The 18,038-nt window shown below is 38.4% G+C and carries 18 protein-coding genes and 1 riboswitch; of the genes, 5 read left to right on the top strand and 13 right to left on the bottom strand.

Features of this window, described 5'->3' with window-relative positions; translation table 11 throughout:
• Positions 1–59: 59 nt before the first annotated feature.
• From era to EV694_RS07035, 13 genes are all read right to left on the bottom strand, one after another.
• Complete coding sequence (gene era, locus EV694_RS07095; protein WP_132690977.1) at positions 60–962, bottom strand: GTPase Era; 903 nt, start codon at positions 960–962, stop codon at positions 60–62.
• On the bottom strand, positions 959–1,630 hold the full coding sequence (rnc, locus tag EV694_RS07090) for a ribonuclease III (protein WP_132690975.1): 672 nt from the start codon (positions 1,628–1,630) through the stop codon (positions 959–961). The genes era and rnc overlap by 4 nt, the downstream gene beginning before the upstream one ends.
• Before the next feature lie 2 nt (positions 1,631–1,632).
• Positions 1,633–2,586, bottom strand: a complete 954-nt coding sequence (gene lepB / locus EV694_RS07085) for a signal peptidase I (protein WP_132690973.1) — start codon at positions 2,584–2,586, stop codon at positions 1,633–1,635.
• Between the two features lie 16 nt (positions 2,587–2,602).
• A complete protein-coding gene (lepA, locus tag EV694_RS07080) occupies positions 2,603–4,399 on the bottom strand; it encodes a translation elongation factor 4 (RefSeq protein ID WP_132690971.1) in 1,797 nt (598 codons plus the stop codon).
• A 234-nt stretch (positions 4,400–4,633) separates the two neighbouring features.
• Positions 4,634–6,025 carry an oxygen-independent coproporphyrinogen III oxidase gene (gene hemN / locus EV694_RS07075; RefSeq protein ID WP_132690969.1) on the bottom strand — a complete coding sequence of 464 codons (1,392 nt, stop codon included), beginning with the start codon at positions 6,023–6,025 and terminating at the stop codon, positions 4,634–4,636.
• An 8-nt stretch (positions 6,026–6,033) separates the two neighbouring features.
• Positions 6,034–6,468 carry a DUF2489 domain-containing protein gene (locus EV694_RS07070; protein ID WP_132690967.1) on the bottom strand — a complete coding sequence of 145 codons (435 nt, stop codon included), beginning with the start codon at positions 6,466–6,468 and terminating at the stop codon, positions 6,034–6,036.
• Positions 6,469–6,475: 7 nt separating this feature from the next.
• Positions 6,476–7,033, bottom strand: a complete 558-nt coding sequence (gene yihI / locus EV694_RS07065) for a Der GTPase-activating protein YihI (protein WP_132690965.1) — start codon at positions 7,031–7,033, stop codon at positions 6,476–6,478.
• A 110-nt stretch (positions 7,034–7,143) separates the two neighbouring features.
• Positions 7,144–8,460: a polyamine export protein PaeA gene (gene paeA / locus EV694_RS07060; protein ID WP_132690963.1), complete on the bottom strand. Its 1,317-nt coding sequence runs from the start codon at positions 8,458–8,460 to the stop codon at positions 7,144–7,146.
• Positions 8,461–8,644: 184 nt separating this feature from the next.
• Positions 8,645–9,175 (bottom strand): DUF1523 family protein, encoded by a 531-nt coding sequence (locus tag EV694_RS07055; protein WP_132691292.1) that lies wholly within the window; start codon positions 9,173–9,175, stop codon positions 8,645–8,647.
• 40 nt (positions 9,176–9,215) lie between these two features.
• Positions 9,216–9,998: a TatD family hydrolase gene (locus EV694_RS07050; RefSeq protein WP_132690961.1), complete on the bottom strand. Its 783-nt coding sequence runs from the start codon at positions 9,996–9,998 to the stop codon at positions 9,216–9,218.
• A gap of 130 nt (positions 9,999–10,128) precedes the next feature.
• A complete protein-coding gene (gene groL, locus EV694_RS07045; RefSeq protein WP_132690959.1) occupies positions 10,129–11,772 on the bottom strand; it encodes a chaperonin GroEL in 1,644 nt (547 codons plus the stop codon).
• A 31-nt stretch (positions 11,773–11,803) separates the two neighbouring features.
• On the bottom strand, positions 11,804–12,094 hold the full coding sequence (locus EV694_RS07040; RefSeq protein WP_132690957.1) for a co-chaperone GroES: 291 nt from the start codon (positions 12,092–12,094) through the stop codon (positions 11,804–11,806).
• A gap of 85 nt (positions 12,095–12,179) precedes the next feature.
• Entirely contained in the window at positions 12,180–12,650 is a 471-nt protein-coding gene (locus EV694_RS07035) for an FxsA family protein (protein ID WP_132690955.1), read from the bottom strand.
• Positions 12,651–13,060: 410 nt separating this feature from the next.
• Here EV694_RS07035 and EV694_RS07030 point away from each other — a divergent pair, with 410 nt between their 5' ends.
• The 5 genes from EV694_RS07030 (at position 13,061) to EV694_RS07010 (ending at position 17,936) form a co-directional block, all read left to right on the top strand.
• Positions 13,061–13,699 carry a TfoX/Sxy family DNA transformation protein gene (locus tag EV694_RS07030; RefSeq protein WP_132690953.1) on the top strand — a complete coding sequence of 213 codons (639 nt, stop codon included), beginning with the start codon at positions 13,061–13,063 and terminating at the stop codon, positions 13,697–13,699.
• 323 nt (positions 13,700–14,022) lie between these two features.
• Positions 14,023–14,120, top strand: a riboswitch (TPP riboswitch).
• Between the two features lie 83 nt (positions 14,121–14,203).
• Entirely contained in the window at positions 14,204–14,917 is a 714-nt protein-coding gene (locus tag EV694_RS07025; protein WP_132690951.1) for an ABC transporter ATP-binding protein, read from the top strand.
• Positions 14,914–15,672: an ABC transporter permease gene (locus EV694_RS07020; RefSeq protein ID WP_132690949.1), complete on the top strand. Its 759-nt coding sequence runs from the start codon at positions 14,914–14,916 to the stop codon at positions 15,670–15,672. The genes EV694_RS07025 and EV694_RS07020 overlap by 4 nt, the downstream gene beginning before the upstream one ends.
• A gap of 14 nt (positions 15,673–15,686) precedes the next feature.
• Entirely contained in the window at positions 15,687–16,628 is a 942-nt protein-coding gene (locus tag EV694_RS07015) for an ABC transporter substrate-binding protein (RefSeq protein WP_132690947.1), read from the top strand.
• 6 nt (positions 16,629–16,634) lie between these two features.
• Positions 16,635–17,936, top strand: a complete 1,302-nt coding sequence (locus tag EV694_RS07010; RefSeq protein WP_132690945.1) for an MFS transporter — start codon at positions 16,635–16,637, stop codon at positions 17,934–17,936.
• Positions 17,937–18,038 lie beyond the last annotated feature (102 nt).

Raw genomic sequence — 18,038 nt, 5'->3', positions numbered from 1 at the left:
AATGATACTTTTAAAGGGTAAGGATAGATAAAAATGTATCTATCCCTCATATTTTATTCTTAGTTATCCATATACCCTAAACTTCTCAAAGCTCGTTCGTCATCAGCCCAACCAGATTTGACTTTCACCCATAATTCTAAATGTACTTTTGCATCAAATAAGCGTTGCATATCTTGTCGAGCTTCAGTGCCAATGGTTTTAATTTTTTGTCCGCCACGACCAATGACCATTTTTTTCTGTCCCTCTCGCTCTACTAAAATTAAGCCATTAATTTCATAAATACCACGCTCATTCACTTTAAATTGCTCGATCTCAACAGTTACCGAGTAAGGCAATTCTTCGCCAGTAAAACGCATTAATTTTTCGCGTATAATTTCTGATGCCATAAAACGTTGGGAGCGATCTGTGACATAATCTTCAGGAAAATGATGAATTCCAGGACGTAGGGTTTCACGTACAATCTTTTCTATTTCTTGTACATTTTTTCCCCGTTGAGCGGAAATAGGTACCACATAAGCAAAAGGATATTTAGCCGTTAGCTCGCTGATAAAAGGAAGTAATTCATCTTTATTTTTAACGTTATCAATTTTGTTAATCGCTAGTAATACAGGGGTTTTCGTTTTGCGTAGTTTGTTTAACACCATTTCGTCGTCATCATTCCAATGTGTGCCATCTACCACAAAAATAATAAGATCGACATCGCCAATAGCACTGCTTGCAGCACGATTCATTAAGCGATTAATAGCGCGTTTTTCTTCAATATGTAAGCCCGGGGTATCAACATAAATGGCTTGATAAGCCCCTTCGGTATGAATACCTACAATGCGGTGGCGAGTGGTTTGTGCTTTGCGTGAGGTTATGGAAATTTTTTGACCTAAGATCTTATTTAGTAGGGTAGATTTGCCCACATTTGGACGTCCTACAATCGCAATAAATCCACAATAGGTTTGTTGTTCTGTCATAGTTTTAACTCTTTTAAAATTTGTTCAGCGGCAGCCTGTTCGGCTTTTCGGCGACTGGATCCTATGCCCATAAAGGTTTTATCCAAATTTTTAATATGGCATTTCACTTTAAAGGTTTGGCAATGATCTCTGCCTTGAATATCAACAATTTCGTAATGAGGTAGCGGAAGACGCTTGCCTTGTAGATATTCTTGCAATCTTGTTTTAGGATCTTTTTGCTCTTCTCCGGGTTGAATTTGTTGTAATAATGGCTTATACCATTGTTTTACCACTTCACAAGCTGAGGTTAAATCACTATCAAGTAAAATAGCCCCAATAATGGCCTCAACACCATCAGATAAGATGGATTCTCGGCGAAAACCACCGCTCTTTAATTCCCCTGGTCCTAAATATAAATAACTGCCTAAGTCAAACTCTCGTGCTAAAATCGCAAGGGTTTGCTCTCTAACTAAGGTGGCTCGCATACGACTAAGCTCACCTTCGTTAGCTTTGGGAAAACGGTAATATAAGGCTTCTGCGATGGTTAAATTTAAAATGGCATCGCCAAGATATTCTAACCGTTCATTATGTTTATACCCTGCACTACGATGAGTGAGGGCTTGTTCTAATAGATCAATTTGCTGAAATTGATAACCAATTTTTTGTTGTAATCTTTTTAATTTATTCATTGTTACTGAATTTTGCTAAACATTCGATCAAATCTTAACCCTGTCGGCCATTGATTTGGTTTTTTATCTAAACTTAGCCAAATATAGCTTGCTTTACCCACAATAGATTGTTCTGGTAAAAATCCCCAAAAACGGCTGTCTTCGCTATTATCACGGTTATCGCCCATCACAAAATAATGCCCAGCAGGTACGACCCATTCCGTTTGAGGGTAATAAAATGCTTCTGGATTATTTAAGATTTTATGGGTAACGCTACCATATTCTGTGCGCTCTAATTGTGGTTGTTGGTAGTAAATAAATTCTGGGTTAGCGACTGGTTGTGAGTATTTAAAATGAATAACGTCACAATCTTGTTCACAAGGATTGCCATTGACATTAGGAATAAGGGTAATATCTCTTGTGGCTAAATCATAAATGATTTTATCTCCTCCTACCCCAATAACACGCTTAATATAATCAAGGCTTGGTTGTGGTGGTGCTTTAAACACAATCACATCGCCACGTTGAGGTTTGCCAGTTTCAATTAAGGTATGTTGAAAAATAGGATCTTTAATGCCATAGGCATATTTTTCCACTAATAAAAAATCCCCCACTCTTAATGTCGGTTCCATAGAACCAGAAGGTATTTGAAATGGCTCAAATAAGAATGAGCGTAGAATTAGCACAAAGGCAAGCACAGGAAATAATGAACCAATAAACTCCGCCCCTTCTGAAATAGGTTCAATTTGATTTTTTTCTGCCTCTGTTAAGGTTTTACCTGAACGTTGTTCCGCACGAGCAATTTGTCGTTTACGCTTGGGTAAAACTGAAAAGCGGTTGTAACACCAAAATATCCCGGCAATAAAGGTTAAAATAACCAACAAAATTGAAAAAGTATTTGGTAAACCTAAATTATCAAGGATTTTCCAACCGATAAACGCAACAACAAGTAGAATAGGCAGAAAAAATTTTGACATAATATTTCCTTATTTGTTATTTATCTTTGCCAACATGAAGAATAGCTAAAAACGCCTCTTGCGGTACTTCAACATTCCCTAAAGACTTCATTCGTTTTTTACCTTCTTTTTGTTTTTGTAACAGTTTTTTCTTACGGCTAACATCACCACCATAACATTTTGCGAGGACGTTTTTACGTAATTGTTTCACTGTTGAGCGTGCAATAATATGATTACCTATTGCCGCTTGAATCGCAATATCAAATTGTTGGCGAGGAATAAGCTCACGCATTTTCTCCACCAACTCTCGTCCACGATAAGGGGCATTATCTTTATGCACAATTAAGGCTAAGGCATCAACACGTTCACCATTGATCATAATATCTACCCTAACCATATCCGCCGCTTGGAAACGTTTAAAACCATAATCAAGGGACGCATAGCCACGAGAAGTGGATTTCAAGCGATCAAAGAAATCCAGTACCACTTCGCCCATTGGAATTTCATAGGTCAACGCCACTTGATTGCCATGATAAACCATATTCGTCTGCACACCACGTTTTTCCACACAAAGGGTAATCACATTACCTAGATAACTTTGTGGTAAAAGCATATTACATTCCGCAATAGGTTCACGAATTTCCGCAATATTATTTAATGGTGGCAATTTCGCTGGGCTATCCACATAAACCACTTCGCCATTGGTTAATTCTACTTCGTAAACTACCGTTGGGGCGGTGGTAATAAGATCAAGATCATATTCTCGTTCTAATCGTTCTTGGATAATTTCCATATGCAATAAACCAAGAAAACCACAGCGGAAGCCGAAGCCCAAGGCGGTTGAGTTTTCTGGTTCATAGAATAACGAGGCATCATTTAGGCTTAATTTACCCAGTGCATCACGAAATGCTTCATAATCATCAGAACTGACGGGGAAAAGCCCGGCATAAACCTGCGGTTTGACTTTTTTAAAGCCAGGGAGAGCGGCGTTAGCTGGATTATGTTGATGAGTAAGGGTATCGCCCACAGGTGCCCCTAAAATATCCTTAATAGCACAAACCACCCAACCTACTTCGCCACATTTTAATTCGGTGGTATCCACTTGTTTCGGGGTAAAAATACCAAGGCGATCAACGCCATAAGTTTGCCCTGTACTCATCACTTTAATCTTATCGCCTTTACGCAACGTACCATTTTTTATGCGAACTAAAGACACCACTCCAAGATAATTATCAAACCAAGAGTCAATAATCAAGGCTTGTAATGGGGCATCAGGATCGCCTTCAGGTGCTGGAATTTTAGCGACAATCTCTTCTAATACATCCTCAATCCCCACACCTGTTTTAGCGGAACAACGTACAGCCTCCATGGCATCAATGCCAACAATATCTTCAATTTCTTCCGCAACACGCTCAGGATCGGCGGCAGGTAAATCTATTTTATTAAGAATAGGCACAACCTCGAGATCCATTTCAATGGCAGTATAACAATTTGCAAGGGTTTGTGCTTCCACGCCTTGCCCAGCATCAACCACCAATAACGCCCCCTCACAAGCGGCTAAAGAGCGAGAGACTTCATAGGAAAAGTCCACGTGTCCCGGGGTATCAATAAAGTTCAGTTGATAAGTTTGCCCATCTTTGGCTTTATAATTTAAGGTAACGCTCTGCGCTTTAATGGTAATACCACGTTCACGCTCTAAATCCATTGAATCCAAAACTTGCGCCGCCATTTCACGATCACTTAAACCGCCACAAGTTTGAATTAAACGATCAGATAAGGTGGATTTACCATGGTCAATATGAGCAATAATGGAAAAATTTCTAATATTTTGCATAAATTAAGGTTTTATATCTAATGCCAGTCATTATTTAATCGGCAAATTTTACCTGAATATTTGTTTTAGTGCTATATATTCTGCTCAGAATACAGAGGACGAGAACTGAAAATTAAGCTACTGGTGCATTTGGAGTAAAAAGTGCGGTAGATTTTGGAAAAATTTTTCTATTTCTCAAGATGATAAACAAAAGTAATTGTTTCAGTCCTCTGTTTTCCGTCTTCTGTCTCTAAACTATATAATCCTAGAAAATTGTTGCCGTCTTGCCTGTTGGCGAGAATAGGTATCAAAACATAAACAAATATTACGAATTAACAAGCGTCCCTGTGGAGTAACTTGTAATCCATTATGATTAATTTCAATTAACCCATCTTCGGCTAAAGGGGCTAACAGGGCTAAATCTTCTGCAAAATGTTGTTTAAAATCAATTTGATAAAGATCTTCAATAAACGAATAATCTAATTTGAAGTTACAAATAAGTTGCTTGATCACATCTCGCCGTAAACAATCTTCCTCTGTCATGGCTAAGCCTTTATGTAATGCTATACCTCGCTGTTCCACATCGGCATAATAATGCTTCAATTCTTTTTGATTTTGTGCATAGGTATCGCCTAATAAACTAATGGCTGAAACCCCTAATCCAAGTAAATCACATTCTTCTTGTGTGGTATAGCCTTGGAAATTACGATGTAATACGCCTTGTTGCTGAGCGATAGCTAATTCGTCATTGGGCTTGGCAAAATGATCCATACCGATAAATTTATAGCCCGCTTGAGCGAGGGTTTCAATGGTTTTTTGCAAGATGGTGAGCTTTGTTTGTGGGGCAGGTAATTGAGCTTCTTTGATTTTGTGTTGTCCCGCAAAACGGCTTGGCAAATGGGCGTAGTTAAAGACGCTTAATCGATCTGGATTAAGTTCAATAACACGTTGCAGGGTAAACATAAAACTTTCTACGCTTTGTAAGGGTAAACCATAGATTAAATCAAGATTAATAGAGCTAAATTGTAATTCTCTTGCACGTTTTACCAAGGCAAAAACAAAGTCTTCATCTTGTTCACGATTAATGGCTTTTTGCACATCTTTGTTGAAGTCTTGGATCCCCATACTAATGCGATTAAAGCCTAATTGACGTAAATGCCCTAGCATAGAAAGCTCAATTTCGCGCGGATCCATTTCAATGCTGATTTCCGCATCGGCTAACACATTAAAATGTTGTCTTAACATTGTCATTAAGCGTTGTGATTGCTGTTCTGTTAAATAAGTAGGCGTGCCGCCACCCCAATGTATTTGGCTAACTTGGCGCTGTTTGAACAACTGGGAGCGTGTTTTGATTTCTTTTTCTAAATAGTCTAAATAAATATCGGCTTTATGTTGATGACGTGTAATTACCTTGTTACAGCCACAGAAATAACAAAGTTTATGACAAAAAGGAATATGTACATATAGCGAAAGTGGGCGTTGTGGATAACGTTGTGCGGCTCGCTCAAAGTCTTCATTACCATAAGACTCGCTAAATTCTAAAGCCGTAGGATAAGAAGTATAACGTGGCCCAGAATGATTATATTTTTGAATAAGATCCAAATTCCAACTTACCTCTGGGGTAAGATTGGCGATAGATGCTGACATAATTTCCCCTAAATTTTTTCAACCTCAGCCAATAACTGAGGCAACTCCAACATAATTTTTTGTTCTAATTTTGCTTCTGCACTTTCGCGATCTAAATCTAATCGCATACGCTCATTTTTAACTAAAGCTCGTCGTGCTTCATGGGTCGGCATATCTTGTACTACTTGATAAAGCTCAAACATAGCAGGATAGCGATCTAATTTATGCCCAAGGGGTTCAAGTAGCATTTTTAAGCGAATTACCCCCTCAGAATGATTGCAATCATTGTTTTGCATTGCTTTAGCAATAATCACAATACTTTCTTTTAAGCGGTTTTTACGGGCTAATCGTGCCTGTGTAAAGGCTTTTTTCTGTTTCTGCAATGAGAGCAATAAGCTCACTGCATAACTCAGCAAAGCCAAAATAATGATTATGGCGATAATCGCCAGCCAAGTGATTAACATCGTCTATTTACTTAAATTGGTTAATATCAATACGCGCAAAAGTGCGGTATAAATCTTCCGCATTTTCCTCATCGTCCTCGTCTTCTAACATACCAAGTTGCTGCATTAGCTCATCAATACGTTGTAAGCATTCATCAACAAAGGCTTGATCCTGTGGTTTTAAGGTTTTCCCTGCTTCTAATTGATCCAATAATTTATTTAAAATTTCATTATTTTCCAACCGTTCTAATTCTAGAACAGGATCCATAGGCTGATATTGTTTCTCTGGAGCTTTATTTTCTTTATTTACAAACTCCACCACCAACGGCACTTTTTTACGGCTACCAAGGCGAGGATCTTGGCGAAGTGTATTTTCCGGTTTGTTATTGTCGCTTGCAACACTATGGCGAGAACCAGAAGGTAATCCCTTGTGTTTTCTTTTACGTTTTTCTTCCCTTGCTTTAGCATCTAACTCATAACGGGTCAGTTTTTTACCACGACGAGGTTTTTCTGCTAAGGGCTTTTTATCCGCCTTGCGAGCAGGCATAATATCTGTGACTTTACGGCTTTTTTTCTTGCGTGCCATGTGTTTTACCTTTTTGATCAAAAATTGTGACGAATTGTATCATTATATTCTTTTTCTCTCTATTCTCTTAGTGAGAATAAAAATTCAAAAAATAGACCGCACTTTGTTCTTTAATCCTCTGTTTGAGGTTTGTGACTAAACTCTTTGCGTAGCGACACCATCAACTGATCAATTTTGAAATTTTCGGTATCAATAATTTCAAATTTATATTTATCATACATCACAAAATCGGTTTTTTTCGGGATCTTGCGTAACATATACATCATAAAACCACTAATGGTTTCATAGTTCTGATCATCTGGAAATTGCTCAATATCTAAAGCACGTTGCACATCTTCCAGAGGTGTTGCCCCATCAATAAGCCAAGAATTTTCATCACGTCGCACAATTTGTTCTTCCTCATTGGAAACCAATTCACCCATCACAATGCTCATCACATCTTTAAGAGTAATAATGCCCACCACTAAGGCATATTCATTGACAATCACCGCAAAATCTTCGCCCGAAGATTTAAATAATTCTAAAACTTCATATAAAGATAAAGTATCAGGAATATATAAAGGTTTGCGCAAAATACGATTATCGGTCAATGCCACAGGGTCTTCATTTTGCAAAAACAGGGTTAATAGGTTGTGCGATTCCACATAGCCCAAAATCTTATCAATACCATTATCACAAATTAATAATTTTGAATGGGAATTTTGACTTAGGGTTTCCACCACTTTTTGTCGATCATCGGTTTTATCTAAAAACACAATGTATTCTCGGCTTGTCATGGTTGAAGTAACAGTACGAGCTTGCATATCAAAGATATTTTCAATTAAATATTGCTCTTGGGCTTTAAATACCCCAGCTTGAGCCCCCGCATCAAGCATCGCCACAATATCTTCAGAACTCATACTTTCTTGACGTACCGTTGGGATTTTGAATAAACGGAAAAGTAAATTAGCAATCCAATCAAAAATCCAAACAATGGGTTTAAAAATAAAAATGGAAATACTCATAATGCGAACAGTGGCAATCGCTAATTGCTCAGGTTTGGTCATAGCCACACGTTTAGGCATTAAATCCGCAAACAAAATAAAGGACGCTGTCACCAAAATAAAGGAAAGCCAAGAAGCAAAGGTTTCAAGCCAAGCTGAACTTGAATATTGGGCTAATAATTCTTGTAAATAAGGACGAATCGCACTTTCGCCCACAATCCCCCCAGAAATTGCCACCATATTTAGCCCTATTTGCACCACCGTAATAAATTTGCCCGGTTGTTCTTGCAATTTCAGCACTTCTAAGGCTTTATTATTTCCTTCATTGGCTAATTGTTGTAATTTTAACTTCCTGGCGCCAGCTAAGGAAATTTCAGCGGAAGAAATGACCGCACTTATTAAAATTAAGATCATTAAAATAATGATCGCTTCAATTAATCCCATAATATATTTCCATGATTAATTAAGCTGGGCGATTAAATTAATCGCCCAAGAAAAATTTCAATATAGTCATTCCACGTTAAAAATGATACAGCGTTGGTACGGCTCGCCGTACGACTTGTACTGTCTTCGGCGTACCGCCTTATCTCATTTTTAAATTGAAACGACTATATCCGTTTAGACTTGGCTATTTTTCGCTATCAAACCAACCACGAATAAGCTGAATGGATAAGAATAATGTTAGTGCCAAGCAGGCATATAAAATATAGCTTAATAGCGGAATGGCAGGGGTATCCTCGGCGGATACGGCTTTAATAGAGGTAATGTTACGATATTCATCAAACATCACTAAACGCCAACCATAGTATTTTACTTGCACTAATTGTTCAGGCTCACTGGCAAAGGCAGAGGCTTGTGCTTGTAAATTAGCAGAACCAAATTTAAAGTAAAACGGAAAGCCCCAACGGGTATCTTCGTTACGATAAACCATAGGACCGCTACTATTTGATTGCTGAGTATAAATATAGTAAACATCTCGAGTTGGGCCGTCTGCAGGGTTCGCTTTGGTAATTGGGCCGTCTTTATCCACACGTTTCACTTCTACCCCAGTTACTCGTGTAATTTCATAATGAGGGGTAACATAATTCACGACTGCAAAAAGAAAAAGGTGAAAAGCGAGGGTAACAAGAAGTAAAAAGTATTTAATATATTTTCTAATAGCCATAATTGATCCTTATTAAATGAGCAAATATCATACACTATACTAATTTGATTTTGAATAAATTCATAAAGTTTTGAGTAGTAATTTCAGCGAATTCTGCCATAGACAATCCCTTTAATGTTGCCACATATTCACAAACTTCTCGCACATAAGCAGGTTGATTTTGTTTACCACGATAAGGCACAGGAGCAAGATAAGGCGAGTCAGTTTCCACTAACAAACGCTCTAAAGGAATATGGCGTACCACCTCGCGTAATTCCTCGGCATTTTTAAAGGTAATAATGCCCGAAATAGAAATATAAAAACCAAGATCAAGGGCTTGTTGTGCCATTTGTAGGTTTTCCGTAAAACAATGTAAAACCCCACCGCACTTTTCCGCTTGATGATCCCTTAACAACTGAATGGTATCTTCTCGTGCAGAACGTGTATGCACAATTACAGGCTTATTTAATTGCTTTGCAATCTCAATTTGTTGCGAAAAAATATCTTGCTGTAACGCCTTATTTTCTATGCTGTAATAATAATCTAGCCCGGTCTCACCAATGGCTACCACTTTCTTATCACTGGCTAAGGTGAATAAACGCTCATAATCAAAGGGCTCATCATCAAGATCCAAAGGGTGAACCCCACAAGCTAAAGACACCTCATCACGATGTGCCAAACTATCACGCATTTTTTCAAAACGGCTCAGTGTAACCCCAATAGACAATAAATGTTTTATCCCACGAGCTTTCGCTTTATCAATAACATCATCAATATTTTGATGAATTTGCTCATAATCTAAGGCATCAAGATGACAATGAGAATCAACAATAAACATAGTTTTCTTTACTTTCCTTAATCAATAAATCTATAAAAAAGCGTTAGAGTGTAACATAGAGAAAGGGGGAGGGCTATATGGCGTATAAAAAATGCGGTCAAAATTGACCGCACTTTGATATAGACAGAATTTACATCATTCCGCCCATTCCACCCATGCCGCCCATACCAGCAGCACCTAAATCGGCTTTATCTTCTTTTGGTAGATCAGTTACCATACATTCTGTGGTAATCATTAATCCAGCCACAGAAGCTGCAAATTGTAAGGCAGAACGTGTTACTTTGGTTGGATCTAAGATACCCATTTCTAACATATCGCCATATTGCTCTGAACCCGCGTTATAACCGAAGTTACCTTCGCCATTTTTCACCGCACTTGCAACCACAGAGGCCTCTTCACCTGCGTTAGTTACAATTTGACGTAATGGCGCTTCCATTGCACGCAAGGCAAGTTTGATACCCACATTTTGTTCTTCATTATCGCCTTGTAAGCCAGCTACTTTGCTTGCTGCACGAATTAAGGCAACACCACCACCAGCAACGATACCTTCTTCTACCGCAGCACGTGTTGCGTGTAACGCATCTTCAACACGAGCTTTTTTCTCTTTCATCTCAACTTCAGTTGCTGCACCGACTTTGATTACAGCCACACCGCCAGCCAATTTCGCCACACGCTCTTGTAATTTCTCTTTGTCATAATCAGAAGTAGATTCTTCAATTTGTTGACGAATTTGTGCCACACGACCTTGAATTTGAGCTTCATCGCCGATACCGTCAATAATAGTCGTATTATCTTTATTGATAACCACACGTTTCGCTTGACCTAAGTCTTCTAATGTCGCTTTTTCTAATTCCATACCAATTTCTTCAGAAATCACTGTACCCGCAGTTAAGATCGCAATATCTTGTAACATAGCTTTACGACGATCACCAAAGCCCGGCGCTTTCACTGCTGCCACTTTCACAATACCACGCATAGTATTTACCACTAATGTGGCTAAGGCTTCGCCTTCAACATCTTCGGCAATGATCAATAATGGTTTACCTGCTTTAGCAACCGCTTCTAACACTGGTAACAATTCACGGATATTAGAGATTTTTTTATCCACTAATAAAATATAAGGATTATCTAACTCTACTGTGCCTGTTTCTGGCTTATTCACGAAGTAAGGGGATAAATAGCCACGGTCAAATTGCATACCCTCAACAACCGCTAATTCATCTTCTAAACCTGTACCGTCTTCAACGGTAATAACGCCCTCTTTACCCACTTTTTCCATCGCTTGAGCAATTAATTGCCCCACAACCTGATCAGAGTTAGCTGAAATTGTACCCACTTGTTCAATTTCTTTTGAGCTTTCACAAGGCTTAGATAAAGCTTTTAACTCAGCCACTACCGCGCTTACCGCTTTATCAATACCACGTTTTAAATCCATTGGATTCATACCTGCGGCAACGGCTTTTAAACCCTCGTTGACAATCGCTTGCGCAAGTACCGTTGCTGTGGTGGTACCATCACCCGCAGCATCATTGGCTTTAGAGGCAACCTCTTTCACCATCTGCGCACCCATATTTTCAAATTTATCTTCTAACTCAATTTCACGAGCCACAGACACACCGTCTTTAGTAATAGTAGGTGCACCGAAAGATTTATCTAAAACGACATTACGTCCTTTTGGACCTAAAGTCACTTTTACTGCATCAGCAAGGATATTCACACCTGCTAACATTTTTACACGAGCGTCATTACCAAATTTTACATCTTTTGCTGCCATTGTTCTTTTCCTCTCTATTTAAACTGATTGATTATTCTACGATAGCTAATACATCATTTTCAGAAATGATTAACACTTCTTCGCCATCAATTTTTTCTGTTTTTACACCATAACCTTCATTAAAAATGACAGTATCGCCAACTTTAACATCTAAAGGCTGCACCGAACCATTTTCTAAAATACGACCTTTACCTACCGCTAATACTTTAGCACGAGTAGATTTAGTCGCCGCCGAACCTGTTAGCACAATACCGCCAGCAGATTTGGTTTCAACTTCTTCACGTTTGATAATTAAACGATCATGTAATGGACGAATATTCATATTTTATTTTCCTTTTTAAGTGGTTAAAAAAATGTTCTTTCACTATATGGGGAACGATTTTATGATTTCAAGAGGCAATTTGTAGTTATTTTAATCGCTTGTCTTGATCTTGCTGTTTTTCGTATTCCGCTTCAAAAATATCTTGTTGCTGTTCAGAATGAAAACCCTGTTGGCGACGAAAGCGAAAACCAGAAGCAAAAAATTTAATTTTGTTACTAATTAACTTCTCAATCCATAAACTTGCCATAGGGGTTAGCAAAAATAAAGCAACAAGATCCGTTAAAATACCAGGAATAAAAAATAACACCCCAGCAAAAATCCAAATGCCTGATTTAAGCAGAGAAGCGGCGGGAATTTCCCCTTGTGATAATTGTTTTTGTACATTAAGTAAAGTGTACCACCCCCTTGCTCGGATCATTGTTAGCCCAATTAGAGAAGATAAAATAAGTAACCCAATTAAGGCTAAAACACCAAAATTAGCCCCAAACCAGATTAATAACGAAAATTCAATGTAAACAAATAAAAAAGCACAAAGAAAAAATAAAAGTAAAGGCATAATTTCCCCTTTTATGTATTAAGCAACCTTGAATTGATTAAATGGGGGTGAGTTTAGAAAGATCAATGTTAAATTGGAAATTTATATTTTTTCAATTTAAGTAAGACAAAACAGCAGCACTAAAGCAATGTAAATAGTAGCAAAGGCATACTAACGTCGTATTGTTTTGTATCCAAAGTTAAATTGAAGCTCACATTTTTATCATAAATTATCAGATCAACTCTGATTTTTATGCAATCTGAATAAGTTTTATATAGTATTTTTTGTTAAAAATACCCTTATTTTGCGATAACGATCACAACTTTTACACAATTATTTTTAATTGCTTTGTGTTTTATTGTATTTGTATGTTATAAGAATATTGCTGGTGTTAAATTAGTGTAAATATTGTCAAGTATAAGGAATGGTATATGACTATTATTTTCAAAGATACATCTGAATTTGTTACATTATTAAACAAATTAATTGGTAATGTTACAGCAAAAAAATTATTTGCTGCAGATGGAATATTTTATGATAAAACAATTATGTTTGGTATTTGTAGAAGTAGTATGTTTTATCTTAGAGCTGAAAATGAACTCGCGAAGTATTTAGAATCTTTAGGAGCGGTTAGATGGGCCCATGCTTCTCCAGGCTTATCTATTTATAAATATTATCGTTTGCCTATTAGTGTGATGAATGATCATGATCTTTATAGAAAATTAATAATCGCTTCAATTCAACAAGTAAAACTACAGAAACTTAATGAGATCTTGAGTAAAAAGGAGCGTATAAGAGAAATGGCAAATCTAACGATAAAACATGAAAGATTGTTATCAAAAGTTGGAATTAAAAATGTTAAAGAGTTTAATTCTGTGGGAGCTCAAAATAGTTATGTACGATTAAAAAAGGCTTCATTTTCTGTAAATATAAATCTTTTCTGGTTATTTGTAGCTGCATTGAAAAATAAACATGTATCATTGTTAACAGCATTTGAGAAAAAGCAAGCTTTATCTTTACTTAATATTTCTTTATCTAATGCTGGATTAAAACCAGTAAAAGAAAAATAATAATATGAGTTTAAAATATTTCTAAATGACTTAATTCCAACTCAGTTAAGCCTGATTATTAATAATCAGGCTTCCTATATATTAAAAACCTTTGAAATGCCTAAGATAAAATAAGCTGTTTTTAACATTAAATAAAAATATTAGAGTCATTTCAATTTAAAAGAATACAAGGCTGCACGCCAAAGGCAGTACAAATAGTACAACAAGCCAACACAGTATTTTTAAAATGGAGAGGCTATAGACTAGAAGAAAACCATTTTTCCCCAAAGTGCGGTCTATTTTTACAAAATTTTTGCTTTTTTTCATAAGCTAAGTTATAGTCATTGCATTAGTCGGGGTGCTTAGGTGATTGCCGAGCTGAGATGATACCCGTGAACCTGATACAGCTAATACTGACGTAGGAAACTAAATTATGCATTTATTCTCTTTTATCTTCTTATCTTTTCTTACCTTTTTTCTTATAAAAGCAAAATATTGTGATTAATCCAACGAGATTGATTCGCAATGAAAGCCATTGATATTCACCAACTTACCTTGTCTTTTGGGCAACAACGGTTGTTTCATCAATTTGATTTTAGCTTAGAACAAGGAGAATGGGTTGCTTTATTAGGCACTTCTGGCATTGGGAAATCCACATTATTGCGCGCCATCGCTGGATTAGAGCAGGCGGCTATTTCACAAGGTCGCATTTGTTGCACAGGCAAAATCGCTTGGTTAGCCCAACAAGATAGCCTTTATCCTTGGTTATCTCTTGAGGATAATGTGCAGTTAGCCCAATATTTGAACGGTAATAAAACCGCCCAAACTCGCCAGCGAGCCTATCAATTATTAGAAGCGGTGAATATGGCTGAACATCGCCATAAACCTTGTTATCAACTCTCTGGCGGGCAACGACAGCGTGTTGCCTTAGCAAGAACCTTAATGCAAGAAGCGGAAATTATTTTAATGGATGAACCCTTTTCCGCCTTAGATGCCGTTACTCGCTTACAACTACAAGATCTGACCTATCAACTCTTTCGGGATAAAACCTTATTATTAATTACTCACGATCCCCAAGAAGCCTTACGCCTTGCGGATAAAATTTATGTACTCAATGGCGAACCCGTACAGCTATCTTATGCCATTGAACCGCAAGGGCAAAAACCTCGCCAGCTCAATCAGCAAACCTTATGGCAATTACAACAACAATTATTACAGCAACTGATGGAGACATCATGAAAACCTCCTTGCGTTACCTCGTACAAATCACTTTATTAGCCTTAGCGTTAATCGCCATTTGGGCAGCAATAGTCCATTATTTCTCGCTCCCCCATTATTTATTACCACCCCCTTTTAGCGTTGGAAAAACCTTGATAGAGCAATGGCCATTGCTATTATTACATAGCAAAATTACCTTAGTCGAAATTCTCCTCGGCTTGGTTATCGGCTTTTTATTAGGCTTATTTTCTGCCTTAATACTTTGCCTATTTCCCGCCCTCGCCCGCTTATTACTGCCCATATTAGTGCTATCCCAAGCCATTCCTGTCTTTGCCATTGCTCCTTTATTAGTTTTATGGTTTGGCTATGGTTTACCTTCTAAAATCGTGATGACAATCTTAATCATCTATTTTCCCGTTACCGCCACTTGCTACGACGGTTTACGCCATACGCCTAAGCAATGGCTAGAATTAGCCAGTACATTGACTTCCTCGCCTTGGCGAATGTTAATCAAAATGAGATTACCTGCGGCGTTGCCTGCCCTCGCCTCAGGTTTGCGTATTGCCGCCTCCGTCGCCCCTATTGGGGCGATTGTGGGCGAATGGGTAGGCTCATCACAAGGGCTAGGTTATTTAATGCTACAAGCCAATGCCCGAATGCAAGTAAGCCTAATGTTCGCTGCCTTATTTATGCTGATGGCGATGGCATTAGTGCTTTATTTTACCCTTGATAAATTACTTAACCGCCTAATTCCTTGGGCAAATTATTTACCTTAAACAAAGGAGCAACTATGAAAAAATATTTGTTAATTTTGACCGCACTTTTCACTATGTTTAGTTCATCATTAAGTGCCAAACAGAAAGTCAGTTTAATGCTTGATTGGTTTGTCAACCCTGATCACGCCGCCATTATCGTGGCACAGCAAAAAGGCTTTTTTGCTGAAAATGGTTTAGAGGTAGACATTATTGAGCCAGCCGATCCTTCTATGCCACCTAAATTGGTTGCCGCTGGCAAAGCGGATCTTGCCGTTGACTATCAACCACATTTACAAATGCAAGTAGCGGAAGGCTTACCTTTAGTGCGTATCGGAACATTAGTCTCCACCCCCTTAAATAGCTTAGTGGTGTTAGCGGATAGCAATATCCAACAATTAGCGGATCTTAAAGGCAAAAAAGTCGGCTATTCGGTCAGTGGTTTTGAAAGTGCGTTGTTATCTGCGATGTTAAAGTCCGCCAATTTATCCGCACAAGATGTGGAACTGATCAACGTCAATTGGTCGCTCTCTCCCTCTTTATTTAGTGGACAAGTGGACGCCGTCATCGGGGCATTCCGTAATTTTGAACTGAACCAAATGGCATTAGAAAATCGCCCAGGACGTGCCTTTTATCCTGAAGAGCATGGCGTGCCTGTTTATGATGAACTCATTTTAGTCGCCAATAAAAACCAACTTGATACAAAAAAATTATCCGCATTTTTAACCGCCCTTGAACAAGCTACACTTTATTTGATTAATCACCCTCAACAAGCATGGCAAGATTTTGTCAGCTATAAACCACAAGAGCTTGATAATGAGCTTAACCGTCTTGCTTGGCGAGATACCTTACCAAGACTTACCTTACGCCCACGCGCATTAGATAACGCACGCTATCAAGCAATGGCAACCTTTATGCAACAACAAGGATTAATCAAACAAATGCCTGCCTTAGCAGACTACGCCATTCAAGTGGAGTAAAACCTCATGGAACAGAAAAATAGCAAAGTGCAAGTGGCAAGTGCCACAATGATTGGCACCGCCATAGAATATTTTGACAATTATATTTACGCCATTGCTGCGGTATTAATTTTTAACCAACAATTTTTTTCTAGCAGCGATCCCATGTCCAATCAACTCGCCGCACTTTCAACCCTCGCCTTAACCTTTATCGCTCGCCCTTTAGGGGCAGTAATTTTCGGGCATTTTGGCGATCGCATTGGACGCAAAAAAACCTTTATGATGTCCCTGCTCTTAATGGGCGGTGCAACGGTCTGCATCGGCTTATTACCCACCTACCAAAGCATTGGCATTTGGGCAACCTTATTGCTCTGTTTATGCCGAATTGGACAGGGGATCGGTCTCGGCGGCGAATGGGGCGGTGCGGCGTTAGTTGCCATTGAAAATGCCCCCGCACAACAACGAGGTTGGTATGGCATTTTTCCTCAGCTTGGCGCCCCAATAGGGCTATTACTGGCTAATGCTGTCTTTTTATTGATAGGCTATATCTTTGGCGAACAAGCATTACTGGAATGGGCTTGGCGTTTGCCTTTTCTTTTTTCTGTGGTATTAATTGGTATCGGCATTTATGTACGGCTAAAATTAGTAGAAACTCCCGTATTTCTTTCCGCTTTAGAACAGCATAAACCCGTTAAACTTCCAATCTGGCAAGTGCTAACTTGCCATTATAAACCGCTAATTTTAGGGCTATTAATTTGCGTAGCAGGTTATGTCCTATTCTATATTATGATTGCCTTTAGCCAAATTTATGCCAAATCCCCAGCCAGCTTATCACCAGCAGGACACCCAATGGGGCTTGGTATTTCTACCCAAATTTTTACCGCACTATTAATGTGTAGTGCCATTGCATTGGCAAGCACAATTTTACTATCAGGCATTGCCATTGATAAATTTGGTCGCCGTATTTGGTTAATATGGACAACCGTTGGTGTCGCATTATTTGGATTATGTTTACCCCTTTTCCTACATAATGGCACCACCACAAGTTTATTCTACTTCCTTATGATAGGTATGGCACTCATCGGTATGGGATATGGACCACTCGCCAGTTTTCTACCAGAACTCTTCCCCACCTCCGCCCGTTATTCTGGAGCCTCATTAGCCTATAACGGCGCTGGCATTCTCGGTGCAAGTGTCGCCACCTTAGTGACTTTACCACTGAACGCCCATTATGGACTCATGGCAGTAGGCATCTACTTAACCCTTAATGCACTATTAAGTTTACTTGCCTTATATTGGATTAAGGAAACCAAAGGGGAGAGTTTGTAAATAGATCGTTGTTTCAATTTAGAATAAGACAAAGTGATACGCCGAAGGCAATACAAATAGTACAGCGAGGCGTACCACTTATTTACATTAACCAACAGCTAA

Origin of the sequence: Volucribacter psittacicida (assembly GCF_004339025.1) — a bacterium.
Classification (GTDB): Bacteria; Pseudomonadota; Gammaproteobacteria; order Enterobacterales; family Pasteurellaceae; genus Volucribacter; species Volucribacter psittacicida.
Note: the sequence above shows the minus strand (reverse complement) of the source record. Positions and strands in the feature narration are given on the sequence as shown.

Coding starts and splice junctions, on each gene's coding strand:
- era (WP_132690977.1), bottom strand. CDS start 962: ATGACAGAACAACAAACCTATTGTGGATTTATTGCGATTGTAGGACGT.
- rnc (WP_132690975.1), bottom strand. CDS start 1,630: ATGAATAAATTAAAAAGATTACAACAAAAAATTGGTTATCAATTTCAG.
- lepB (WP_132690973.1), bottom strand. CDS start 2,586: ATGTCAAAATTTTTTCTGCCTATTCTACTTGTTGTTGCGTTTATCGGT.
- lepA (WP_132690971.1), bottom strand. CDS start 4,399: ATGCAAAATATTAGAAATTTTTCCATTATTGCTCATATTGACCATGGT.
- hemN (WP_132690969.1), bottom strand. CDS start 6,025: ATGTCAGCATCTATCGCCAATCTTACCCCAGAGGTAAGTTGGAATTTG.
- EV694_RS07070 (WP_132690967.1), bottom strand. CDS start 6,468: ATGTTAATCACTTGGCTGGCGATTATCGCCATAATCATTATTTTGGCT.
- yihI (WP_132690965.1), bottom strand. CDS start 7,033: ATGGCACGCAAGAAAAAAAGCCGTAAAGTCACAGATATTATGCCTGCT.
- paeA (WP_132690963.1), bottom strand. CDS start 8,460: ATGGGATTAATTGAAGCGATCATTATTTTAATGATCTTAATTTTAATA.
- EV694_RS07050 (WP_132690961.1), bottom strand. CDS start 9,998: ATGTTTATTGTTGATTCTCATTGTCATCTTGATGCCTTAGATTATGAG.
- groL (WP_132690959.1), bottom strand. CDS start 11,772: ATGGCAGCAAAAGATGTAAAATTTGGTAATGACGCTCGTGTAAAAATG.
- EV694_RS07040 (WP_132690957.1), bottom strand. CDS start 12,094: ATGAATATTCGTCCATTACATGATCGTTTAATTATCAAACGTGAAGAA.
- EV694_RS07035 (WP_132690955.1), bottom strand. CDS start 12,650: ATGCCTTTACTTTTATTTTTTCTTTGTGCTTTTTTATTTGTTTACATT.
- EV694_RS07030 (WP_132690953.1), top strand. CDS start 13,061: ATGACTATTATTTTCAAAGATACATCTGAATTTGTTACATTATTAAAC.
- EV694_RS07025 (WP_132690951.1), top strand. CDS start 14,204: ATGAAAGCCATTGATATTCACCAACTTACCTTGTCTTTTGGGCAACAA.
- EV694_RS07020 (WP_132690949.1), top strand. CDS start 14,914: ATGAAAACCTCCTTGCGTTACCTCGTACAAATCACTTTATTAGCCTTA.
- EV694_RS07015 (WP_132690947.1), top strand. CDS start 15,687: ATGAAAAAATATTTGTTAATTTTGACCGCACTTTTCACTATGTTTAGT.
- EV694_RS07010 (WP_132690945.1), top strand. CDS start 16,635: ATGGAACAGAAAAATAGCAAAGTGCAAGTGGCAAGTGCCACAATGATT.